19 protein-coding genes are annotated in these 21,735 nt (G+C 71.8%); 9 read left to right on the top strand and 10 right to left on the bottom strand.

The window, feature by feature from the left end; genetic code table 11:
* Window positions 1-14: 14 nt before the first annotated feature.
* Together IRQ30_RS02680 and IRQ30_RS02675 are read right to left on the bottom strand one after the other, a co-directional pair.
* Complete coding sequence (locus IRQ30_RS02680) at window positions 15-878, bottom strand: SDR family NAD(P)-dependent oxidoreductase (protein ID WP_193611514.1); 864 nt, start codon at window positions 876-878, stop codon at window positions 15-17.
* Window positions 875-1,621: an SDR family NAD(P)-dependent oxidoreductase gene (locus IRQ30_RS02675; RefSeq protein WP_193611513.1), complete on the bottom strand. Its 747-nt coding sequence runs from the start codon at window positions 1,619-1,621 to the stop codon at window positions 875-877. Before IRQ30_RS02675 ends, IRQ30_RS02680 begins: the two co-directional genes overlap by 4 nt.
* Before the next feature lie 90 nt (window positions 1,622-1,711).
* Here IRQ30_RS02675 and IRQ30_RS02670 point away from each other — a divergent pair, with 90 nt between their 5' ends.
* The 7 genes from IRQ30_RS02670 to IRQ30_RS23685 all read left to right on the top strand — a co-directional run bounded on the left by IRQ30_RS02670 (window position 1,712) and on the right by IRQ30_RS23685 (window position 10,036).
* On the top strand, window positions 1,712-3,073 hold the full coding sequence (locus IRQ30_RS02670; protein WP_193611512.1) for a flavin-containing monooxygenase: 1,362 nt from the start codon (window positions 1,712-1,714) through the stop codon (window positions 3,071-3,073).
* A complete protein-coding gene (locus IRQ30_RS02665; protein WP_193608963.1) occupies window positions 3,070-3,684 on the top strand; it encodes a TetR/AcrR family transcriptional regulator in 615 nt (204 codons plus the stop codon). Before IRQ30_RS02670 ends, IRQ30_RS02665 begins: the two co-directional genes overlap by 4 nt.
* Window positions 3,681-4,613, top strand: a complete 933-nt coding sequence (locus tag IRQ30_RS02660) for an alpha/beta fold hydrolase (RefSeq protein WP_193611511.1) — start codon at window positions 3,681-3,683, stop codon at window positions 4,611-4,613. Before IRQ30_RS02665 ends, IRQ30_RS02660 begins: the two co-directional genes overlap by 4 nt.
* A gap of 10 nt (window positions 4,614-4,623) precedes the next feature.
* Window positions 4,624-5,811 (top strand): acyl-CoA dehydrogenase family protein, encoded by a 1,188-nt coding sequence (locus tag IRQ30_RS02655; protein WP_193611510.1) that lies wholly within the window; start codon window positions 4,624-4,626, stop codon window positions 5,809-5,811.
* Window positions 5,812-5,879: 68 nt separating this feature from the next.
* A complete protein-coding gene (locus IRQ30_RS02650) occupies window positions 5,880-6,983 on the top strand; it encodes an acyl-CoA dehydrogenase family protein (protein ID WP_193611509.1) in 1,104 nt (367 codons plus the stop codon).
* The gene (locus IRQ30_RS02645) at window positions 6,984-8,549 is read left to right on the top strand and encodes a long-chain-fatty-acid--CoA ligase (RefSeq protein ID WP_193611508.1); all 1,566 of its coding nucleotides are present in this window, start codon (window positions 6,984-6,986) and stop codon (window positions 8,547-8,549) included.
* A gap of 206 nt (window positions 8,550-8,755) precedes the next feature.
* Window positions 8,756-10,036 carry an HNH endonuclease signature motif containing protein gene (locus tag IRQ30_RS23685; RefSeq protein WP_193611507.1) on the top strand — a complete coding sequence of 427 codons (1,281 nt, stop codon included), beginning with the start codon at window positions 8,756-8,758 and terminating at the stop codon, window positions 10,034-10,036.
* A 100-nt stretch (window positions 10,037-10,136) separates the two neighbouring features.
* On the opposite strand, the gene IRQ30_RS02635 is transcribed toward IRQ30_RS23685, so the two are convergent.
* Complete coding sequence (locus IRQ30_RS02635; protein WP_193611506.1) at window positions 10,137-10,451, bottom strand: Dabb family protein; 315 nt, start codon at window positions 10,449-10,451, stop codon at window positions 10,137-10,139.
* Window positions 10,452-10,537: 86 nt separating this feature from the next.
* On the opposite strand from IRQ30_RS02635, the gene IRQ30_RS02630 reads away from it, so the two are divergent.
* The gene (locus IRQ30_RS02630; RefSeq protein WP_193611505.1) at window positions 10,538-11,611 is read left to right on the top strand and encodes a glycoside hydrolase family 6 protein; all 1,074 of its coding nucleotides are present in this window, start codon (window positions 10,538-10,540) and stop codon (window positions 11,609-11,611) included.
* Here IRQ30_RS02630 and IRQ30_RS02625 read toward each other — a convergent pair whose 3' ends face one another.
* Window positions 11,612-12,721 (bottom strand): NAD(P)H-dependent flavin oxidoreductase, encoded by a 1,110-nt coding sequence (locus IRQ30_RS02625; protein WP_193608972.1) that lies wholly within the window; start codon window positions 12,719-12,721, stop codon window positions 11,612-11,614. It abuts the gene before it with no gap.
* Complete coding sequence (locus IRQ30_RS02620; RefSeq protein WP_193611504.1) at window positions 12,721-14,364, bottom strand: AMP-binding protein; 1,644 nt, start codon at window positions 14,362-14,364, stop codon at window positions 12,721-12,723. The genes IRQ30_RS02625 and IRQ30_RS02620 overlap by 1 nt, the downstream gene beginning before the upstream one ends.
* A 46-nt stretch (window positions 14,365-14,410) precedes the next feature.
* Here IRQ30_RS02620 and IRQ30_RS02615 point away from each other — a divergent pair, with 46 nt between their 5' ends.
* Entirely contained in the window at window positions 14,411-15,232 is an 822-nt protein-coding gene (locus IRQ30_RS02615) for a crotonase/enoyl-CoA hydratase family protein (protein ID WP_193611503.1), read from the top strand.
* On the opposite strand, the gene IRQ30_RS02610 is transcribed toward IRQ30_RS02615, so the two are convergent.
* From IRQ30_RS02610 to IRQ30_RS02590, 5 genes are read right to left on the bottom strand one after another with little or no spacing between them, the layout of a single operon-like run.
* The gene (locus IRQ30_RS02610; protein WP_193611502.1) at window positions 15,219-17,507 is read right to left on the bottom strand and encodes a beta-glucosidase family protein; all 2,289 of its coding nucleotides are present in this window, start codon (window positions 17,505-17,507) and stop codon (window positions 15,219-15,221) included. The genes IRQ30_RS02615 and IRQ30_RS02610 overlap by 14 nt on opposite strands.
* On the bottom strand, window positions 17,504-18,529 hold the full coding sequence (locus IRQ30_RS02605; RefSeq protein WP_193611501.1) for a LacI family DNA-binding transcriptional regulator: 1,026 nt from the start codon (window positions 18,527-18,529) through the stop codon (window positions 17,504-17,506). Before IRQ30_RS02605 ends, IRQ30_RS02610 begins: the two co-directional genes overlap by 4 nt.
* 29 nt (window positions 18,530-18,558) lie before the next feature.
* Window positions 18,559-19,416, bottom strand: coding sequence for a carbohydrate ABC transporter permease (locus IRQ30_RS02600; protein ID WP_193611500.1), 858 nt, complete (start codon window positions 19,414-19,416; stop codon window positions 18,559-18,561).
* An 11-nt stretch (window positions 19,417-19,427) separates the two neighbouring features.
* The gene (locus tag IRQ30_RS02595; RefSeq protein ID WP_338089537.1) at window positions 19,428-20,276 is read right to left on the bottom strand and encodes a carbohydrate ABC transporter permease; all 849 of its coding nucleotides are present in this window, start codon (window positions 20,274-20,276) and stop codon (window positions 19,428-19,430) included.
* Window positions 20,277-20,328: 52 nt separating this feature from the next.
* Window positions 20,329-21,615: an ABC transporter substrate-binding protein gene (locus IRQ30_RS02590; RefSeq protein ID WP_193611499.1), complete on the bottom strand. Its 1,287-nt coding sequence runs from the start codon at window positions 21,613-21,615 to the stop codon at window positions 20,329-20,331.
* Window positions 21,616-21,735: the final 120 nt, after the last annotated feature.

Genomic DNA, 21,735 nt, shown 5'->3' with positions numbered 1-21,735 from the left:
AAAACAAGAACAGGTTATAGTTTTTGCCGCGGGGATGAAAGCGCCGCCCCCGCGCGCGCCGCCTGCATCGCCCGCTGCTTGGCGACGAACCTCGCCGACATCCGCTGGGTCGTCACCGGGGCCAGCCGGCCGAACAGCCACGTGGCGCGTGCCGTGCGGGGCGTGACCAGCAGCCCGCGGTCCTCCGCCACGGCGCGGAGCACCTCCTGGGCCAGCACGTCGGGGTCGTGCGGCCGCCTGACGCCCTGGCCCTTGAGGAAGTAGTCGCGGCCGTGGAAGCGGCCCACCGCCCCCTTGTCCAGGATCGGGGTGTCGACCGCCGACGGGCAGACCACCGTCACGCCCACGCCCTTGGCCGCCGCCTCGGAGCGCAGCGCCAACGACAGGCCGACCACGGCGTGCTTGGTCATCACGTAGCTGGTCAGCAGCCCGGCCGCCATCAGCCCGCCCATGGAGGCGGTGTTGACGATGTGCCCACCACGACCTACGGCGGCGCCCTGGCGGACCATGACCGGGTACGCCGCCGCCACGCCGTGGACCACGCCACGGATGTTGACGTCGATGATCGCGTTCCAGTGCGCGAGCGTGAGCTCCTCGGTCTCCCCGCCGAGGGAGATGCCCGCGTTGTTGAACATCAGGTCCAGCCGGCCCTCGCGCGCCACCACGTCGTCCACCGCGGCCTGCACGGCCGCCGCGTCGGTCACGTCCAGCCGCAGCGCCCTCGCCGTCCCGCTGCCGCGCACGCTGTCCACGGTCCTCTGGGCCGCGACCTCGTCGAGGTCGGCGACGACGACGTGGTCGCCTGAGGCGACGAGCGCCCGACAGAGAGCGGCGCCGATGCCGGAGCCCCCGCCGGTGACGATCGCGTGCCGGCTCATGCGAACGCCCTCATCACGTGGCCGTGGATGTCGGGGTAGCGCGCGAGGTGGGCGCCGCCGTTGAGGTCGAGCACCTCGCCGGTGAGCCAGGCCGCCCCGGCGACGTAGACCGCGGCCGCGGCTATCTCCTCGGGCAGGCCGGCGCGGCCGAGCGGGGTGTTGGCGAGGTAGTCGTCCTCGATGCCCGCGATGTCCATGGCAGGTGCGGTGAGCGGGGTGAGCACGAGCCCCGGCGAGATCGCGTTGACCCGCACGCGTCGCGGCGCCAGCTCAAGCGCGGCGACCTCGGTCAGCATCGCCAGCCCGGCCTTGGCCGCGCAGTAGGCGCCCATGCCGGTGCCGGGCTGGCGGGCGTTGAGCGAGGTGAGCGAGATCAGCACTCCCCCGTCGACCACGGCCCGGCCGCCGTGCTTGAGCACGAGGAAGGCGCCGGTGAGGTTGACGTCGACGACGCGCCGGAACTCGGCGGCGTCGAGCTCGGTCACCAGCCCGAGCGTGCTGACGCCGGCGCTGTTGACGACGACGTCGACCCGTCCGTGCTCGGCGACGACGGCGGCGAAGAGCGCCTCGACCGAGGCCTCGTCGGTGACGTCGACGCTCCGTCCGACTGCGGCGTCGACGGCCAGGTCGGCCACCACCACCCGGCAGCCGTCGCCCTCCAGGGCCGTCGCGATGGCGGCGCCGATGCCGGACGCGCCCCCCACGACGACGGCGATCCGCTGTCCGACGCTCTGCTGGTCCATGGCTGCCCCACTCTGTTGACGCGTGTCAAATCTGGCCCTAGCGTGCCGGTCGTCACGTCTCGTGGCAAGAGCCCCGACGGAAGGCCCGACATGTCCCGACCCAGCACCCCCCTCCGGGCCGCGGTGATCGGCGCCGGCATCAGCGGCCTCACCTCCGGCAAGATGCTCGGCGACTACGGCGTCGACTACACCTGCTTCGAGGCCTCCGACCGGGTGGGCGGCAACTGGGCGTTCGGCAACCCCAACGGCCACAGCAGCGCCTACCGCTCGCTGCACATCGACACCTCCAAGCACCGGCTGTCCTTCAAGGACTTCCCGATGCCGGAGGACTACCCCGACTTCCCGCACCACACCCAGATCAAGGCCTACCTCGACGCCTACGCCGACGCGTTCGGCCTGCGGCAGCGCATCGAGTTCGAGAACGGCGTGCAGCACGCCGCGCGCCTCGACGACGGCGGCTGGGAGCTGACCGACCAGGCCGGCGACGTACGCCGCTTCGACCTGCTCGTGGTCGCCAACGGCCACCACTGGGACCCGCGCATGGCCGACTTCCCCGGCGAGTTCACCGGCGAGACGATCCACTCCCACCACTACATCGACCCCACCGACCCCCTGGACTTCAAGGGCAAGCGGATCCTGGTCGTCGGCATCGGCAACAGCGCCGCCGACATCGCCGTCGAGCTCTCCAGCAAGGCGCTGCAGAACGAGGTCACGCTGTCCACGCGCTCCAGCGCCTGGATCGTGCCGAAGTACACCTACGGTCTGCCGGCCGACAAGTACTACGTCACCTCGCCGCACCTGCCACTGAAGTGGCAGCGCTGGATGATCCAGAAGATGCAGTTCATGACCGGGTCCAACCCCGAGCTCTACGGCCTGCCCAAGCCCAACCACAAGTTCTTCGAGGCGCACCCGACGCAGTCGGTGGAGCTGCCGCTGCGGCTGGGATCGGGCGACATCACGCCGAAGGGCAACGTCGCGCGGCTCGACGGCCGCACCGTGCACTTCGAGGACGGCACGGACAGCGAGTTCGACATCATCGTCTACGCCACCGGCTACAACATCACGTTCCCGTTCTTCGATCCGGGCTTCATCAGCGCTCCGGACAACCAGATCCGGCTGTTCAAGCGGATGTTCAAGCCCGGCATCGAGGACCTGGTCTTCATGGGGTTCGCCCAGGCGACGCCCACGCTCTTCCCGTTCGTCGAGGCGCAGGCCCGGCTGCTCGCGGCGTACGCCGTGGGGCGCTACGCCCTGCCACCTGCCGCGGAGATGGAGCAGGTGATCGACGCGGACCAGGAGAAGTACACCGGTCACGTGCTCGACCGGCCCCGGCACACCCAGCAGCTCGACTACTTCGTCTACGAGCACGACCTGCGCGCCAAGGAGCTGCCCGCCGGCGTACGGCGCGCGGAGCAGCAGGGCGCACCGGTGCTGACAGGCTTGCGCCCATGACCCCCGCACCCCGCGCCGTCCACCGCGGCGACCAGCGTCGCGCCGCCCTGCTCGGCTCCCTCGACGAGATCCTGCGCGAGCGGGTGGACGTCGACGACCCGAGCCTGGAGTCGATCAACATCGCGGAGATCTCCCGGCGGGCGGGCGTGACGCGCTCGGCGTTCTACTTCTACTTCGAGAACAAGCAGGCCGCGGTCGCCGCGCTCATGGAGGAGATGTACGAGGCGATCGCGACCAGCAACCACCTCGGCTCCGACGGCTCGCCCCACAGCCGGATCACCGCCACCATCCGCGGCCTGTTCGACGCGTGGGAGGCCAACCGGCACCTGTTCCGGGCGATGCTCGACGCGCGCGCGACGAGCTCGGCGGTGCGCGAGCTCTGGGACAGCGACCGGCTGTCGTTCGTGGAGCCGGTCGCGGCCATGATCGCGGCGGAGCGCGCTGCGGGCCGCGCACCGGACGGCGTCGACGCCGCCGCCGTCGCCAGCGTGCTGCTGGAGCTGAACGACCGGATGCTCGAGCGCCTCGCCCACGGCGGCGACCGCGCCGTCATCGAGGAGGCGGTCATCGAGATCTGGCTGCGCACCATCTACGGGAGGACCGACCAGTGAGCGTCCGCACCACACTCCGCTTCAGCTCCGCGGGCACCGACTGCGACGCCTGGCACTTCCCCGGCGAGGGCGAGGCGCTGTCCACGACGGCCGGCCGGCCCGTGGTCGTCATGGCGCACGGGCTCGGCGGCACCAAGGACTCCGGGCTCGAGCCGTTCGCCACGCGGCTCTCGCAGGCCGGCCTCGACGTCCTGGCCTTTGACTACCGCGGGTTCGGCGCCAGCGACGGCAGCCCGCGCCAGCAGGTGTCGATGGAGGGTCAGCTCGCCGACTACCGCGCCGCCATGGCGGCGGCCGCGGCCCTGCCGGGCGTCGACCCGCAGCGGCTCGTGCTGTGGGGCGTCTCGCTGGCCGGCGGCCACGTGATCGCCGCGGGCGCCGACCGCGACGACGTCGCGGCCGTCGTCGCCCTCACCCCGCTCGTGGACGGCGTGGCCGCGGGCCGCCACGCGCTCGCCTCGCACTCGCCCTCGTCGCTCCTGCGCTCCACGGTGGCGGGCGTCCGCAGCCGCGCGGGTCGGCAGCCGGTGATGATGCCGGTGGTGGGCCGACCCGGCGAGACCGCGGCGCTCACCCTGCCGGGGCTCTACGAGGACTACCTCGCCCTGGCCGGGCCGACGTGGGTCAACGAGATCGACGCCGCGGTCGGCCTCGAGCTCGGCGGGCACCGGCCGGGCCGGCTCGCCTCGCGGGTGCGCTGCCCGATGCTGGTGCAGATCGCCGACTTCGACCGCAGCGCACCGCCGCGGGCGGCCGCCAAGGCGGCGTTCAAGGGCCGCGCGGAGGTGCGCCACTACCCGTGCGACCACTTCGACGTCTGGCCCGGCAAGGACTGGTTCGAGCCGGCCGTCGAGCACCAGGTGGCGTTCCTGACGCGTCACCTCGCGGCCGCCACGACGGGTGTGGACCAAAAAAAGAACACGTTCTAGTCTTGCCGGCATGCACGTCGCCCTGAACGCCGACCAGATCCGCCTGCGCGAGGAGCTCCGGGAGTACTTCGCCGAGCTCGTCACCCCCGAGCGCCGCGCCGGGCTCGCCTCGGCGACCGGGGAGTTCGGGGACTCGACGGTCTACAAGGAGGTCATCCGCCAGGTCGGGGCGGACGGCTGGCTCGGCATCGGCTGGCCGCAGGAGTACGGCGGCCAGGCGCGCTCGATGGTCGAGCAGCTGATCTTCACCGACGCGGCGGCCGTCGCGGGGGTGCCCATCCCCTACCTCACCCTCAACACGGTCGGGCCGACGATCATGCGCTACGGCACGGACGAGCAGAAGGAGTACTTCCTCCCCCGCATCCTGGCCGGCGACCTGCACTTCTCGATCGGCTACTCCGAGCCCGGCTCCGGCACCGACCTCGCGTCGCTGACGACCAAGGCAGTGCGCGAGGGCGACGAGTGGGTGATCGACGGCCAGAAGATGTGGACCTCGCTGATCCAGTACGCCGACTGGATCTGGCTGGCCTGCCGCACCGACGCCGACCTCCCGCGCCACAAGGGCCTGTCGATGATCCTGGTGCCGGCAGACGCCCCCGGCGTCTCCTACACGCCGGTGCACACCGTGGCGGGCGTCGGCACCAGCGCGACGTACTACGAGGACGTGCGCGTGCCGGCCGCCAACCTGGTCGGGGAGCTCAACGGCGGCTGGTCGCTGATGACCAACCAGCTCAACGCCGAGCGCGTCGCGCTCACGTCGGCCGCGCCGCTGGTGCACTCGCTGAAGATGGTGCGCGAGTGGGCCCAGCAGACCAAGAACCCCGACGGCCAGCGGGTGATCGACTCCGAGTGGGTCCAGATCGCGCTGGGCCGGGCCCACGCCCGCATCGAGGCGCTGAGCCTGATCAACTGGAAGCTCGCCGCCGACGCCGACGCGAAGGTCGACCTGTCACCGGCCGAGGCGTCGGCCACCAAGATCTACGGCTCCGAGCTCGCCACGGAGGTCTACCGCTCGCTGATGGAGGTCGTCGGACCCAACGCCGGCATCACCGGCGCCTCCGAGGGCGCCGTGCTCGCCGGGCGCCTCGAGCGCTACTTCCGCTCCGCCCTCGTCATGACCTTCGGCGGCGGCACCAACGAGATCCAGCGCGACATCATCGGCTACGTCGGACTCGGCCTGCCCGCCGCCAAGCGCTAGCTCCTCCCGGAGGTTGAGGAGGTCGCGCAGCGACCGTCTCGAAACCCCGTGACCCGAAAGGCACACCGATGGACTTCACCTTCACCCCCGAGCAGGACGAGGCGGCCGCGCTGGCCGCGCGGATCCTCGGCGACCGCACCGGCACCGACCGGCTCCAGGAGGTCGAGCGCGCCGGCGACCGCTTCGACCGCACCCTGTGGGGCGAGCTGGCCTCGGCCGGCCTCCTGTCGCTGGCCGTGCCCGAGCAGCACGGCGGAGCCGGGCTGGGCCTCATCGAGCTGTGCCGCGTGCTCGTCGAGGTGGGCCGCACGGTCGCGCCCGTGCCGCTCGCCGTGCAGGGCGCCGCGGCGCTGCTGCTGGCCGAGCTCGGCACCGAGGAGCAGCAGGCCGCCTGGCTGCCGGGTGCCGCGTCGGGCGAGGGCGTGCTCACGGCCGCCGTCGCCGAGGAGCGCGCCCACCTGCCGGCACGTCCGACGGTCACGGCCGCCCCCGAGGGCGAGGGCTGGGCGCTGTCCGGGTCCAAGGCGATCGTGCGCGCCGGCCTGGCCGCCTCGGCGATCCTGGTCACCGCCTCCACGCCCGACGGGGTCGGTGTCTTCCTGGTGGAGCCCGGCGCCCACGGTGTCGAGCTGGTCGAGCAGCACACCAGCGACGGCGACGCCGTCGCGCGCCTGGACCTGACCGGCGCCACCGCCTCCCTGGTCGGTACGCCGGACGGGGAGGCGGCGACGCGCCTCGGCCAGCTGCTCACCGTGTGCTCGGCCGCCGAGCAGCTGGGCGTCACGGAGGGCGCACTGAGGCTGACGGCGTCGTACGCGAAGACGCGCGAGCAGTTCGGCCGCCCGATCGGCACGTTCCAGGCCGTCTCCCAGCGCCTCGCCGACGGCTACATCGACGTGCTCGCCCAGCGACTGACCCTGTGGGTGGCGGTATGGCGGCTCGCGGAGGGTCTGCCGGCCGCGACTGAGGTCGCGACCGCCAAGCTCTGGGCCGCCGACGCGGGCCACCGGCTCGCGCACACCACCGTGCACGTCCACGGCGGCGTCGGGATCGACCTCGACGGCGAGGCGCACCGCTACTTCACGAGCGCCAAGCGCTTCGAGTTCCTCTTCGGCGGTGCCACCGAGCAGGCGCTCACCATCGGTCGCGCCCTCGCCAGCGAGCCCGTCTAGATGTCCGACGAGCAGATCACCGTCCGCAACCAGCTCCTCGCGCGGCGGGGCGAGACCCACACCGGACTCCTGGCGGGGGACGACTCGTGGACCTGGGACGAGGTGCTCGACGAGTCGTGCGTGCGCTCCGCGGTCATGGCCTCGCTGCTGACCGACGGCCAGCCGCCCCACGTGGGGGTGCTGCTCGACAACACCCCGGAGTTCAGCCTGCTGCTGGGCGGCGCCGCCCTCGGCGGCCAGGTGGTCGTCGGCCTCAACACGACGCGCCGCGGTGAGTCGCTGCTGGCCGACATCGCTCGCTCCGACTGCCAGCTGGTGGTCACGGACGCGACGTACGCCTCGCTGCTGGACGGCGTCGACGTGGGTGTGCCGGTGCTGCGCACCGACTCCGAGGAGTGGACGGCGCTGCTGGCGGAGCACGCCGGCGCGGGCGTGCCCGACGTCGAGGTCGTCATGGACGACCTGATGATGCTGATCTTCACCTCCGGCACGTCCGGCAACCCCAAGGCCGTCAACATCACCCAGGTGAAGGTGGCGTTCCCCGGGCTGTTCCTCGCCGACCGCTTCGGCCTCGGCCCCGAGCACGTGGCCTACCTGTCGATGCCGATGTTCCACTCCAACGCGATCATGGCCGGCTGGGGGCCGGCCGTCGCCTCGGGCACCACGATCGCGCTGGCACCGCGCTTCAGCGCGTCGGGCTTCCTGGCGGACGTGCGCCGCTACGGCGCGACGTACGCCAACTACGTCGGCAAGCCGCTCACCTACATCATGGCCACCCCCGAGCAGCCCGACGACGCGGACAACCCGCTGCGCATCGTCTTCGGCAACGAGGCCAACGAGCGCGACATCGCGGCGTTCGGCGAGCGCTTCGGCTGCGTCGTCGTCGACTCCTACTCCTCGACCGAGAACGCCGTGGTCGTGCAGCGCGTGCCGGAGATGCCGCCCGGCAGCCTCGGGCGTCCGCTGGACGGAGTCCAGGTGCTCGACCCCGTCAGCATGGAGGAGACGCCGGACGCCGAGTTCGGCGCGCACGGCGAGCTGCTCAACGCCGACGCGGCCACCGGCGAGCTGGTCAACACCCAGGGAGCGGGCGCGTTCGCCGGCTACTACAAGGACCCCGACGCCGAGTCGGAGCGGATGCGCTCGGGCATGTACTGGTCCGGCGACCTCGCCTACCGCGACGCCGAGGGCTTCGTCTACTTCGCCGGCCGGACGGCGGACTGGCTCCGGGTGGACGGCGAGAACCTCGCCGCAGCCCCCATCGAGCGGATCCTGCTGCGCCACCCCGCGATCTCCGAGGCCGCCGTCTACGCCGTGCCCGACGAGTCCGTCGGCGACCAGGTCATGGCCGCGCTGATCACCCTGTCCCCGCTCGAGCCCGCCGAGCTGGAGACCTTCCTCGCCGACCAGCCCGACCTCTCCCCCAAGGCCTGGCCCCGCTTCGTGAAGATCGTCGACGACCTCCCCCGCACCGCCACCAACAAGGTCCTCAAGCGCCAGCTCTCCGCCGCCGGCCCCGCCGGCGCCACCTGGACCCGCGACCCCCGAGGCACCACCTACCGCTGACCCACCTCGCCGGTGGTCGAGCAGCGACGAGCGCCAGCGAGGAGCGCCCGATGGGGGTCGGCTCCGGTGGTTGAGGTGCGAGCGCAGCGAGCCTCGAAACCACCCCACCGAAAAGATCAAGGACATACTCAAAGCCCTTGTGGATAAGGCTTCCTGGCGGTCGGTTCAGGCCGTCGACTGTCGGTGGCCAGTGCTTGAGTAGACCCATGAGCAACCCCACCGGACCCGAGGCCAGCGCCGTGCTGGCCCAGGTCCGCGCGGGCAGGGCAGACCAAGCCAAAGCCGAGCTCGACACCCTCCACGGCGTCCTGAAGTGGTGCCTCCTGCACACCACGACCGACGAGGGCGAGGCGTCCTTCGGTGACCGCGGGATCCCGCTCGCCGGGGACGGCGCACCCTGGGTGTCCGAGTTCGCGGTCATGGAGCTCGGCGCTGCGTTGGGCATGTCGACCGACGCTGCCAAGCGCTACGTCGGTGCGACGCTCGAGACCCGCCACCGCCTGCCTCGCATCTGGGGACGCGTCGAGGCGATGGAGCTGCCGTTCTACAAGGCGCGCTGGATCGCCGAGCACACCATGGCGTTGTCCTCCGAGGCCGCGGCCTACGTCGATCAGGCGGTGGGTTTCTGTGCGCACTCGGTGTCCTACGCCGAGATCGAACGACAGATCACCGCCGCCCAGGCCCGGTTCGACCCCGAGGCCGCCGAGAAGGCCCGCCGGCTCGCAGCCGATGGGCGGCGGCTCGAGGTCCACAAGGGCGAGGTGTCGATCAACGGGACCGTCGAGGTCACCGGGACCCTGGACTACGTCGACGCCCTCGACTTCGACACCGCACTCTCCCGGCGCGCCGCTGAGATCAAGGCCGCCGGCTCCGAGGAGTCCCTCGACGTACGGCGCTCCATCGCGGCTGGGGACCTCGCTCGTGGGTATGACTCGCTGCCCTTCGAGGACGCCGGCGAAGTTGCGGAGGGTGGTTTCGAGGCTCGCTGCGCTCGCACCTCAACCACCGTGGGGACCGAGATCGTTATGCACGTCCATGAGGACCTCGACGGGGTGGGGCGCCTCGGAAACACCCGGACACCGATCCTGGCGGAGACGGTCCGGACCTGGTGCGGCAACCCGGGCACCCGCGTCATCGTGAAGCCGGTGCGGGACCTGGCCGACCATGTCCACGTCGCGGCCTACGAGATCCCCGACCGGCTGCGCGAGCAGGGCGATCTCGTCGATCACACCTGTGTGTTCCCGTGGTGCACCAGACCCGCGGCCAGGTGCGACATCGACCACGACATCCCCCACGCCGAGGGCGGGCCGACCTGCTCGTGCAACACCGCACCGCTGTGCCGTAGGCACCACCGCCTCAAGACCCACGGCAGATGGACCTACGACGTCCTGGACCGCGGCACCTACCTGTGGCACTCACCCTTCGGCCACGCCTACCGCCGCGACCACACCGGCACCACCCCGCTCGAGCCCGAACGACGACCCTGACCGCCCCACACCCCGCCCCGGCGGGGTCATCGGCGTGCGCGGGCGAGGAAGACGAGCTCCTTGCCCCGGCGGTCCGGGGCCTCCCACGGGCGGGGGCGTCCTAGCCAAGCGCCTCGAAGTCGATCTCCATGAAGTCGGCGACGTCGGCGTCCCAGCGGTCGCGGACGAAGGCGACGTGGTCGGGGTGGCCGTTGTAGGCCTCGTAGGCCGCGCGGTCGGCGAACTCCATCGCGACGCCGAGCCGGTAGTCGTTCTTGGGGCTGACCTCGCGCACGACCTCGAGCTCCTCGACGCCGTCGATGTCACCGAGGGCCGCGAGGGCGGCCAGGAAGGCCTCGGCCTCGGGGCTGCCCTCCTCGTGGCGGAGGGTGAAGACGACGGAGTGCCGGACGCGGGGGCCGCTCAGGATGGTCATGACGCGAACGTACAGGGGCGCGGACGCCGACGATCAGGTCGTCCGTTCCGCAGCGCCGCCCCGACCGGCGGCCGTAGCCTGAGCCCGTGACTCGGCGCATGATCGTCCTCCTCGTGGCCCTGGCGGCCTCCCTCACCGTGGCTCCCCCGGCACACTCCGGAGCGGCCGCACCCGACGACCCCGACCCGCGCAACCCGCTCGCGGGTCGCACGTGGGGCGTCTACCAGGGCACCCAGGAGCTGGCGTGGAAGCCCTACGAGCGGGCCACGGGCAAGCGCAAGGCGCTGCTCGCCAAGATCGCGCTGCGGCCCAAGGCCACGTGGTTCGGCGGGTGGATCCCCGACGACGAGATCGCCACCAAGGTCCGCACGTACGTCGAGAACGCCACCGGCGGCGACCCCGAGGTCATGGTCTCGATGAGCGTCTTCCGGATGCGGCCGTGGGAGCACAACGCGTGCAAGCGGCTGCCGACCAAGGCCGAGCGGACGAGCTACCGGCGGTGGATCCGGCGCTTCGCCCGCGAGCTGGACGACACGCACACGATGCTCGTGCTCCAGCCCGACGGCCCGTTCGCACGCTGCGCCCCCCGCGGCTCGAGGATCCCCAGCAGGCTCATCACCTGGAGCGCCAAGGTCTTCAGCGCCCTGCCCAACACCCACGTCTACCTCGACGCCGGCGCGTCCGACTGGCTCGGCCCCGACGACGCCGCCAAGCTGCTCGTCAGCCTCGGCGTCGAGCACACGCGCGGCTTCGCCCTCAACGTCACGCACTACGACTCCCCCGAGGCCAACATCCGGTACGGCGCGCAGGTCGCCGCCCGGCTGGCGGCCCGCGGCCTGCCGGGCAAGCGCGCGGTCGTCGACACCTCGCAGAGCGGACGGCCGTTCACGCACGGATGGTGGGAGGCGCACCCCGCGGGCCGCGACTTCGACGACGCCGCTCCGTGCCGCACCCGCACCCAGCAGCGCTGCGTCACGCTGGGCATCCCGCCGACGACGGCGGTCGCCAGTCCCTCCACGGGCCTGCCCGCCGACGTCCGCGCCCTCGCGGGCACCACGCTCGACGCGTTCATCTGGTCGGGCCGGCCGTGGCTGCACTTCCAGGCGACGCCGTTCAAGCTCGCGCGGGCCCTGGCCATCGCCCGGACGACGCCCTACTGATCAGTCACTGATCTTGTCGAGCTTGCGGACCGTCTCCTCGAACTCGCTGACCAGGTCGGCGACGACGTCGGCCACGGGTCGCACCTCGTTCATGCGGCCGACGATCTGACCGATCGGCATCGAGATCACGTCGGGGTCGTTGGCGGCCGAGATCCGGTTGTGGGCCTGCGCGACCAGCAGGTTCTGCAGCGGCATCGGCAGCGGCTGCGGGGCGCCCTCCTCGGCCCAGGCCTCGGTCCACTTCGTCTTGAGCAGACGGGCCGGCTTGCCGGTGTAGACGCGGGTGCGCACGGTGTCGCTGCTCGTGGCGCGGGTGAAGGCGGTCTCCCAGGCATCGCTGTTGGCGGCACCCATGAGCTGGTACTCCTGCGTGCCGAGCCAGATGGAGCCCATCCACACGCCTTGCGCGCCGAGCGCCAGCGACGCCGCCACCTGACGGCCCGAACCGATGCCGCCGGCGCCCAGCACGGGCACGTCGGGCCCGACCGCGTCGACGACGTCCGGGGTGAGCACCATGCTGGCGACCTCGCCGGTGTGGCCGCCGGCCTCGTAGCCCTGGGCCACGATGATGTCGACGCCGTTGGCGACGTGGCTGAGCGCGTGCTTGGCCGCGCCGGCCAGCGCGGCGACCTTGATGCCGTGCTCGTGGCACTTCTCGATCACGTCGACGGGCGGGGACCCCAGCGCGTTGGCGATCAGCACCGGGCGGTGCTTCAGCGCGACGTCCAGGTGCGAGCGGGCCACCGAGTGCAGCCAGCCCAGCACGCCCTCACGGCCCTCGCCCTCGGGCAGCGGCGGGACGCCGAGCTTGAGCAGCGTCTCGTCGACGAACTGCCGGTGCTCCTCGGGGATCATCGCGCCGAGGTCGAGGGAGGTGCCCTCGGTGGGGATCTTCATCGGCATCACGATGTCGACGCCGTAGGGCTTGCCGTCGGTGTTGTCGTCGAGCCAGGTCAGGACCCGCTCGAGCTCCTCGGTGTCGTTGAACCGCACGCAGCCCAGCACCCCGAGGCCACCGGCGCGCGAGACGGCGGCCGCGACGTGCTCGGAGGGGGTGAAGGCGAAGATCGGGTAGTCGATCCCGAACTCCTCGCACAGCGGGGTGCGCATCAGGCACCCGCTCCCGCGGACTGCGTGGCCAGCGCCATCTCCTTGGCCTTGGGGTACTGCGCCTTGCCCGTCGCGTTGCGCGGGATCTCCGGCACCAGCGTCAGTGCACGCGGCAGCTTGTAGCCCGAGATCGAGGCGCGCAGGAAGTCGCGCAGCTCGTCCAGCTCGACGGTCTCGCCCTCGCGCGGCTGGACGACAGCGGCGACGGCCTGGCCGAACTTCTCGTCGGGGATCCCGACCACGAGGCAGTCGTAGACGGCGGGGTGGCCCTTGATCGCCATCTCCACCTCCTCCGGGTAGACCTTCTCGCCGCCGGTGTTGACGCAGTTGGACCCGCGGCCCAGCAGGGTGACCCGGCCGTCGGTCTCGATGCGGGCGAAGTCGCCCGGCACGGAGTAGCGCTCGCCGTCGATCTGCAGGAACGTCTTGGCCGACTTCTCGGGGTCCTTGTAGTAGCCCACGGGCACGGAGCCGCCGCGGCCGAGCCGGCCGATCCTGCCGACGTTGGTGGCGAGATCGAGCACGTGGTTGTCGTCCCCGATCACCACGCTGGCCGGGCCGAGACCGACCACCGGGCCGTCGTGGCTGATGGAGTTCTTGTCCTGCATGCCCATGCCCTGGAAGCCGGTCTCCGACGCGCCGACGGAGTCGGTGAAGACGCCGTTGGGGAACGCCGTCATCCAGCGCTCCTTGACCTGCGGGCTGAAGATCGCGGCGCTGCTGGAGATGACGAACAGGCTGGACGCGTCGTACGGCGTGCCGGTCGCGGCCTTGCGCTCGTACTCCTCGATCAGCGGACGCGCCATCGCGTCGCCCGTCATGAAGATCAGCTGCACGCCGTCGCGCGCGATGATCTCCCAGGTGCGCTGCGCGTCGAACTTCGGCTCGAGCACGGTCAGGTGGCCGGCGAAGAGGTGCATGAGCAGCCCCGCCTGGGCACCGCCGTGCATGAGCGGGCTGAGGGGGAACGTGACCATGCGCGGCTCGGTGGCCTGCTTGGACTGGTCGAGCTCGTCGAGCGGCTCGCCGCTGTAGAAGTCGATGCCGCCGCCCAGGACTCGCCAGAAGTCCTCGTGGCGCCACATGACGCCCTTCGGGAAGCCGGTCGTGCCGCCGGTGTAGATGATGTGCAGGTCGTCGGGGCTGCGCTCCTCGAAGTCGCGCTCGTCGCTCTGCCCCTCCAGCGCCTCGGCCAGGGTGACGCCGCCGAAGGAGGAGAGGTCGGAGTCGTTGTCGGGGTCGAGCACGTCGGGGATCGCCACGAACGTGGTGAGCTTCTCGTGCTTCGGGGCGCAGGCGGCGACCAGGGGCGCGTAGGTGCGCTCGTGGATCAGCGCCACCACGTCGGCGTTGTCGAAGAGGTAGTTGAGCTCGCCCTCGACGTAGCGGTAGTTGACGTTGATGTTGACCGCACGCACCTTCGTCACGGCGAGGACCGCCACGACGTGCTCCACGCTGTTCTTCGCGTAGACGGCCACGTGGTCGCCGGGCCCGACGCCCCGCGACTGCAGGTAGTGGGCGAGCCGGTTGGCCTCGCGCTCCAGCTCGGCGTAGGTCGCCACCCGGTCCCCGACCTTCAGGGCGGGGTTCTCGGGGGCGGCGTCGACGGCGTGTTCGAAGAGATCAGCGATGTTGAGGGCCACGCCGCGAGACTAGAACACGTTCTCGTTTTTCGCTAGCCTCCTGGACATGACCAGCGCCGACGCTCCCGACTCCCCCGCCGAGCCCCAGCCGCACTGCCTCGTGGAGCAGGTGGGCCACAAGCTCGTGGTGACGATGAACCGTCCCGAGGCCCGCAACGCGCTGTCCGGCGAGATGCTCCAGATCATGAGCGACGCCTGGGACCGGGTGAACTCCGACGACTCGATCCGGGTCTGCATCCTCACCGGAGCGGGTGGCTACTTCTGCGCGGGCGCCGACCTCAAGGCGATGAACTCCCGGCCGCCGTCGGACAGCTTCGAGTCCGGCGAGTTCGACCCGTCGGTCATCAAGTCGCTGCTCAAGGGCTTCCGCCTCACCAAGCCGCTGATCGCCGCGGTCGAGGGCCCGGCCGTCGCCGGCGGCACCGAGATCCTCCAGGGCACCGACATCCGCGTGGCCGGCGAGTCGGCGAAGTTCGGCGTCGCCGAGGCGCGGTGGAGCCTGTACCCGATGGGCGGCTCGGCGGTCCGGCTGATCCGGCAGCTGCCCTACACCGTCGCCGCCGAGCTGCTCCTCACCGGCCGCACGATGAAGGCGCCGGAGGCCAAGGAGGTCGGGCTCATCGGCCACGTGGTCCCCGACGGCGAGGCGCTCGCGAAGGCCCACGAGATCGCCGACCTGATCGCCGCCAACGGCCCCATCGCCGTGCAGGCGATCCTCAAGACCATGCGCGACTCCGAGGGCAAGCACGAGGACGACTGCTGGGCCGACGACGCCCGCGTCGGCGCCGCTGTCTTCAAGTCCCACGACGCCAAGGAGGGCCCGCGGGCGTTCGCCGAGAAGCGGGCCCCGGAGTTCACCGGGACGTGAGAGTGACCTCCGGCTCCAGCACCCGGTCGTGACCGACCTGGCGTGAGGAGCCCGCGAGGTCGAGGGCGACGACGCCGCGCACGTCGGCGCTCGACGCCCCCACCCACAGCTCGACGGGGCCGGGCTCGACGATGCGCACCAGGTCGCGCGCGGTGAACGACGTCAGGTCGGCGTGCAGCGTGAAGCGCACCGTGGTGGCGGCACCCGGCTCGAGGTCGACGCGCGCGGCGCCCACCAGCTGCTGCACCGGCCGCACGACCGAGGACGAGACGTCGTGGAGGTAGACCTGCACGACCTCCGAGACCGCCCGGTCGGCGTCGTTGGCCAGCTCGACCTCGACCTCGCAGGTGCCGTCGGTGTCCCACCGCGAGCCGGACGTCGCCGTCACCGCGCCCCAGGTGGCCGAGGCGTAGGAGAGCCCGTGACCGAAGGGGAAGAGCGGTGTCGGGTCGACGCTGCTCACGTCGGTCAGCCGCCCCAGCGTCGGGGACAGGTAGGTCCACGGCTGCGTGGAGCCGGAGTCCGGGAAGCTCACCGGCAGCCGCCCCGACGGGTTGACCCGGCCGGACAGCACGTCGGCGACGGCCTGCGCGCCCTCCTCGCCCGGGAAGAAGCCGCACACCAGTGCCGCCAGCCGCGGCGCGAGCCTGCTGACGTCGTAGGGGCGTCCGACGAGGAGCACCGCGACGACCGGAGTCCCGGTCTCGATCAGCGCCTCGAGGAGCTCCTCCTGGCGTCCCGGCAGCCGCAGGTCCGGTACGTCGCAGCCCTCGCCGGAGGTGCCTCGGCCGAACAGGCCGGCCTGGTCGCCCAGCACGACGACGCACACGTCGGCCGCGGCCGCGGTGGCTGCCGCCGCCGCGAGATCGGCGTCGTCGCCGCCGAGGACCGGGCAGCCCGGGGCGTAGGAGAGGCCGTAGGTCTCGGCGAGCGCCTCCCGCACCGTGCGGATCGTGAGCCCGTCGTCGACCTCGGGGTGGTGCACCAGCACGTGCATGGGGAACGCGTAGCACCCCTGCATCGCCTGCGGCGTGTCCGCGCGGGGTCCCACGAGCGCGACCTTGACGCCCTCGCGCAGGGGCAGCGCGCCGTCGTTGGCGAGCAGGACGATCGAGCGCTGGGCCACCTCGAGGGCCAGCGCTCGTGACTCCGCGTCGTCGAGGTCGACGTCGGCCGGCTCGACCGGCGCCCAGCCGGGGTCGAGGAGCCCGAGCTCGCACTTCTGCCGCAGCACCCGCGACACCGCCCGGTCGACGGTCTTCTCGTCGACCAGACCCGCGGTGACGGCGGCCAGCAGCGGGGCGTCGTAGGCCTTCGGCGAGGGCAGCTCGACGTCGATGCCGGCCTCCAGCGCGAGGCGGGCCGCCTCGCCGAGGTCGGCCGCGACCCGGTGCAGGCTCTCCAGGAACGCCACCGAGAAGTAGTCGGCCGCCACCGTGCCCTCGAAGCCGAGCTGGTCGCGCAGCAGCGCGGTGAACAGCTCCGGGTCGGCGGCCGCGGGCACGCCGTCGATGTCGGTGTAGGAGTTCATCACCGAGCGGGCGCCGGCGCGCAGCGCCATCTCGAACGGCGGCAGGAACACGTCGGCCAGCTCGCGCGGGCCGGCCGAGACCGGCGCGAGGTTGCGCGCGGCGCGCGAGGCGGAGTAGCCGAGGAAGTGCTTGAGCGTGGCGACCACCCCGCCCTCCTCCAGCCCGCGCACGTAGGCGCTCCCCATCAGCCCCACCAGGAACGGGTCCTCGCCGAGGGTCTCCTCGACGCGCCCCCAGCGCGCGTCGCGCACCACGTCGAGGACCGGCGCGAGGCCCTGGTGGACGCCGAGGGCCCGCATCGAGTCCGCGATGCGCGCACCCATGCGCTGCACCAGGTCGGGGTCGAACGTCGCCGCCCAGCACAGCGGCGAGGGGTAGACGGTGGCCCCCCAGACCGCGAGGCCGGTGAGGCACTCCTCGTGCGCCTGGGCCGGGATGCCGAAGCGGTTGGCGGCGACCACGTCGCGCTGGCGCCTGGCCAACAGGTCCATGCCCTCGCGGGGGGCGACGGGCGCGGTGCCGAAGGTGCGGGTCAGCTGACCCAGGCCGTCCTGCACCAGCTCGTCCCAGTCGGGCTGAGGACCGAGCGTCTCGCGCAGCATCGGCGCCATGCCGCCGGCCTCGGGGTCCAGCCACCAGATGCCGGAGAGCTGGCCCACCTTCTCCCGCAGGGTCATCCGCGGCACCAGGTCGGCGACGCGCGCCTCCGGGGTCTCGCGGGGGTCCTGCCACAGATCGGTCATGAGGTGCCTCCCGGGGCGGCGGTGGACCGACGCCTCACCAGCGTGGTCTCGAGGGTCACGTGGGTCTCGGCGAGCTCCTCGCCGGCGATCATCCGCACCAGCATCGCGATGGCGTCGTGGCCCATCTGCCGGATCGGCTGCTGCACGGTCGTGAGCGGTGGCGACGCGAGCGCGGAGTCGGGGATGTTGTCGAAGCCGACGACCGACAGCTGCTCGGGGACCAGGATCCCGACCTCCTCGGCCACCTCCAGCGCCGCCATCGCCGAGAGGTCGTTGGCGGCGAAGATCGCGGTGGGCGGGTCCGGCAGGGCCAGCAGCTCGCGGGCGGCGTCCCCGGCCTGGTCCGGCTCGAAGGCGCCCAGCCGGATCAGCGACTCGTCGACCGCGACGCCGGCGGCGGCGTGCGCCTCGCGGAAGCCGCGCTCGCGCAGCCGGGCCGAGACCAGGTCGGGGCGGCCGGTGACCATGCCGATGCGGCGGTGGCCGAGCTCGAGGAGGTGGTCGACGCCCAGGCGCGCGCCCTGGAGGTTGTCGGCGGTGACGGTGGGCAGGGCGGACCGTCCGGTGTGCGGGTCGACGGCGACGATCGGCCCGTCGTACTGGACGTCGGTGACCGTCGGCGTCACCAGGACCGCGCCGTCGACCAGCGTGCCCATGACGCGGGAGAGGTAGCGCCGCTCCCAGCCGACGTGCTCGTCGACACGCCCGCCTGCCGAGTAGGCCACGAGCTCGAAGCCGGTGCCGCGGATCGCGTCGGCGGCGCCCTTGAGCACCTCGGTGCTGAACGGCTCGAAGTCGGCGACCAGCACCCCCAGCACGTTGGTGCGGCTGTTGCGCAGGCTCCGCGCCACGAGGCTGGCCTCGTAGCCGAGCCTGCTGACGACCTCGGTGACGTGGTCGAAGGTGTCGCTCGAGACGCCGTAGCGCCCGTTGATCACCTTCGAGACCGTCGAGACCGAGACGCCGGCCTCGGCGGCGACCTGCTGCATCGTGACGCGACTGCCCGTCGGGTGGTGGTCCATGGTCATCTCGTCCTCTCCGGCACGGCGGCTCATCCCTTCACCGCGCCCCGGAGGCCGCCGACGATGCGCTGCTGCATCGTGAGGAACAGCACCAGGGCCGGGATCATCGCGATCGTGGTGAAGGCCAGGACGCCCGCCGTGTCGGCCGAGTGCTCGGTCGAGTAGTCGGCGACGCCGAGGGGCAGCGTACGCATGTCCTCCTGCAGGAGCAGGAGAGGCAGCAGGTAGGCGTTCCACGAGCCGACGAACGCCAGCACGGCCACCGTCACGAGCCCGGGCATCGACAGCGGCAGCATCAGCCACCAGAAGATCCCGACCCTCGACGCGCCGTCCATCAGCGCCGCCTCCTCCAGCTCGCGCGGGATGGCCATCAGGAACGGCCGCAGGATGACGACCGTGATCGGCAGCCAGAACGCCGCCTGCGGCAGGGCCACTCCCCACCAGGTGTTGCCGATCTGCAGGTCGCGCGTGACCAGGATGAACAGCGGGATGATCGCCACGGCCGCGGGGAACAGCAGGCCGAGCACGAACACCATGAAGAGCGGCTCGCGCAGCCTGAACTGGTAGCGCGCCAGCGGGTAGGCCGCCATCACCCCGCACGCCACGGCCACCACGGTGGTGATGACCGCGATCGCGGTGGAGTTGAGGGCGTAGCGCCAGAAGTCGGGGTTGCCGAGGACGCCCTCCTCGTAGTTGCTGAGGAGCCACGGGTCCGGCAGGCCGGCCGGGTCGCGGGCGAGCTGCTCGTTGCTGCGGAAGCCGCCCATCGCGCCGTAGAGCACCGGCCCCACGGTCAGGGCGACCACCACCAGCGCGATGCCGTAGGTGAGCGGGCCGCCGGCCCCGAAGGGCCGCGTGCGGCGAGGCGCCTTCTCGTTCGTCGTCATCGCCGTGTCGTTCATTCCTGGGTCACCGTGTCCCGTCGGAGGATGAGGAGCTGGTAGGCCAGCGCCATCACGAAGCTGACCAGGAAGAGCACCACCGACGCCGCGCCCGCGATGCCGTAGTTGTGGCGCTGGGTGCCCTGGTTGATCAGGTACGTCGCCATCGTGGTCGTGGCGTTGGCGGGCCCGCCGCCGGTCAGCACCCACACCATGTCGAACTGCTGGAGCGAGCCGATCATCGACAGGAACAGCCAGGTCCGGATGGTCGGACCGAGCAGCGGCAGCGCCACCCGCAGCTGCGTCTGCCACCAGCCTGCCCCGTCGAGCTGGGCGGCCTCGTAGAGCTCGTCGGGCACGCCCTGGAGCCCGGCGAGGAAGAGCAGCACGGCCAGGCCGAGGTACTTCCAGGTCAGCACCACGAACAACGTGGGCAGCGCCAGCTCAGGGGTCCCGAGGAACCCCTGCTCCGGCGGGGTGAGCCCGACGGCCGAGATGAGGCCGTCGACCACGCCGTAGCGAGGCTGCAGCAGCTGGAACCAGATCACGCCCGCGATGACCTCGGCCATCACGTACGGCACGAAGACGATCGTGCGCAGCAGCCCCCGCAGCCGGATCCTGCGGTTGAGCAGCATCGCGATCGCCAGCCCCAGCGGCAGCTGCACCACGATCGAGGCCACCACGATCACGACGTTGTGCGCCACCGCGTCCCGGAAGACGTCGTCGCCCAGGACCCGCTCGTAGTTGCGCAGCCCGATGAAGTCGTCCATCGGGCCGAAGCCCTTCCAGCGGTAGAAGGACATCCGGACCGCCGAGGCGATCGGCCACACCACGAATACGCCCAGGAGGGCGAGGGCCGGCGTCACGAACAGGAGGATCTCCAGCCGCTGACGCCAGCCCCCGCGCGTCGTGCTCAGCTCACTTCTCCTCGTCGGCGGCCTGCTGCGTGGCCGTGACCACGTCGTCCGCCGACGCCTTGCCGGCGAACATGAGCGCGATCTCGTCGTTCATCGCGCCACCGACCGACTCGCCGAAGGCGGTGTCGAAGTAGAGCTGGACGTACGGCGCCGCGTCGCGCACCTCGAGCAGCTGCGCGAGGGCCGGGTCGGACACCGCGCCGGTGGCGGCGGGGTTGGTCGGCAGGCCCATGTCGTTCTCGGCGAACCCGGTCTGCACCTCGTCGGAGAGCAGGTACGTCACCAGGTCGACCGCGACGTCCGGGGAGCCCTCCGGCACCGCCCACGCGTCACCGCCGCCGAGCTGCGCGGTGGGGTCGCCCTCGCCGCCGTCGACCTCGGGGAACGGGAACCAGCCGGTCTTCTCGCCGAGCCCCTTGCCGTCGTCGGTCAGGCCCTGCATGACCCCCGGCTCCCAGTGGCCCTGCATCTCCATCGCGACCTTGCCCGTGGCCAGCAGTCCCGAGGCGGAGGTGGCGCCCTCCTGGGCGGGCGTGCTGAGGAAGCCGGCGTTGAACGGCTCGGTCTCGAGCAGCTCCTCGACGACCTCGCCGGCCCGCGAGAAGCAGTCGTCGGAGAAGTCCAGGCTGCCCACGGCGTCGGTGAGGACCTCCTGGGGGCACGAGCGCAGCGCGGCCTGGTACCAGTAGTGCGCGGCCGGCCACTTGTCCCCGGCACCCACCGAGAGCGGCGTGAGGTCCGCGGCCTTCAGCTTCTCGATGACGTCGTAGAGCTCCTCCATCGTCGTCGGCGGCTCGCTGATGCCCGCCTGCTCGAAGAGGTCGGTGTTGTACCAGAAGCCCACCACGCCGAGGGAGAACGGCAGGGCGTACGTCGCGTCGTCGACCTGCCAGCCGGCGACCGAGCCGCCGATCTTCTCGATCTCCTCGGCGGCGTCGTCGGAGAGGTCGCGCACGAGGCCGGCCTCGACGTGGTCGGCGAGCTCGCCGCCGCCGCGCTCCATGTAGACGTCGGGCAGGTCGCCGCTCTGGAACGCGGCGGCCAGCTTGTCGACCATGTCCTCGTGGGCCATGGCGCTGACCTGGACGTCGACGCCGGGGTTCTCGGCCTCAAAGTCCTTGGCCACCTGCTCGTAGTAGCCCTTGCCGGGCTCGTTGTTCGAGTTGTGCCACCAGGTGATGGTGTTGTCGTCCGCCTCGGACGAGTCGTCGCCGCCGCAGGCCGCTGCGAGGAGCAGCGTTCCGGCGCTGAGCGCGGCGAGGGCCGCGCGTCGGGTCTTCGACCTCATGGGGGTTCCTCCGTCCCGCCCCAACGCGTGTTGAGACGTTCGTCACACGGAAAGGTGCCACCGCTCCCGGGCCTTGTCAATCGTTGTCGATAACGTTTTCCATCGGCGGCCCACCACGGG

Source organism: Nocardioides lijunqiniae, assembly GCF_015024225.1.
In the GTDB taxonomy this organism is placed as follows: Bacteria; Actinomycetota; Actinomycetes; order Propionibacteriales; family Nocardioidaceae; genus Nocardioides; species Nocardioides lijunqiniae.
Note: the sequence above shows the minus strand (reverse complement) of the source record. Positions and strands in the feature narration are given on the sequence as shown.

What these genes read in the sequence shown, in the direction of transcription:
- IRQ30_RS02670 (WP_193611512.1), top strand. Translation starts at nt 1,712, where the DNA reads ATGTCCCGACCCAGCACCCCCCTCCGGGCCGCGGTGATCGGCGCCGGC.
- IRQ30_RS02615 (WP_193611503.1), top strand. Translation starts at nt 14,411, where the DNA reads ATGACCAGCGCCGACGCTCCCGACTCCCCCGCCGAGCCCCAGCCGCAC.
- IRQ30_RS02625 (WP_193608972.1), bottom strand. Translation starts at nt 12,721, where the DNA reads ATGCGCACCCCGCTGTGCGAGGAGTTCGGGATCGACTACCCGATCTTC.
- IRQ30_RS02600 (WP_193611500.1), bottom strand. Translation starts at nt 19,416, where the DNA reads ATGACGACGAACGAGAAGGCGCCTCGCCGCACGCGGCCCTTCGGGGCC.
- IRQ30_RS02645 (WP_193611508.1), top strand. Translation starts at nt 6,984, where the DNA reads ATGTCCGACGAGCAGATCACCGTCCGCAACCAGCTCCTCGCGCGGCGG.
- IRQ30_RS02610 (WP_193611502.1), bottom strand. Translation starts at nt 17,507, where the DNA reads ATGACCGATCTGTGGCAGGACCCCCGCGAGACCCCGGAGGCGCGCGTC.
- IRQ30_RS02590 (WP_193611499.1), bottom strand. Translation starts at nt 21,615, where the DNA reads ATGAGGTCGAAGACCCGACGCGCGGCCCTCGCCGCGCTCAGCGCCGGA.
- IRQ30_RS02635 (WP_193611506.1), bottom strand. Translation starts at nt 10,451, where the DNA reads ATGACCATCCTGAGCGGCCCCCGCGTCCGGCACTCCGTCGTCTTCACC.
- IRQ30_RS02650 (WP_193611509.1), top strand. Translation starts at nt 5,880, where the DNA reads ATGGACTTCACCTTCACCCCCGAGCAGGACGAGGCGGCCGCGCTGGCC.
- IRQ30_RS02605 (WP_193611501.1), bottom strand. Translation starts at nt 18,529, where the DNA reads ATGGACCACCACCCGACGGGCAGTCGCGTCACGATGCAGCAGGTCGCC.
- IRQ30_RS02675 (WP_193611513.1), bottom strand. Translation starts at nt 1,621, where the DNA reads ATGGACCAGCAGAGCGTCGGACAGCGGATCGCCGTCGTCGTGGGGGGC.
- IRQ30_RS23685 (WP_193611507.1), top strand. Translation starts at nt 8,756, where the DNA reads ATGAGCAACCCCACCGGACCCGAGGCCAGCGCCGTGCTGGCCCAGGTC.
- IRQ30_RS02680 (WP_193611514.1), bottom strand. Translation starts at nt 878, where the DNA reads ATGAGCCGGCACGCGATCGTCACCGGCGGGGGCTCCGGCATCGGCGCC.
- IRQ30_RS02665 (WP_193608963.1), top strand. Translation starts at nt 3,070, where the DNA reads ATGACCCCCGCACCCCGCGCCGTCCACCGCGGCGACCAGCGTCGCGCC.
- IRQ30_RS02655 (WP_193611510.1), top strand. Translation starts at nt 4,624, where the DNA reads ATGCACGTCGCCCTGAACGCCGACCAGATCCGCCTGCGCGAGGAGCTC.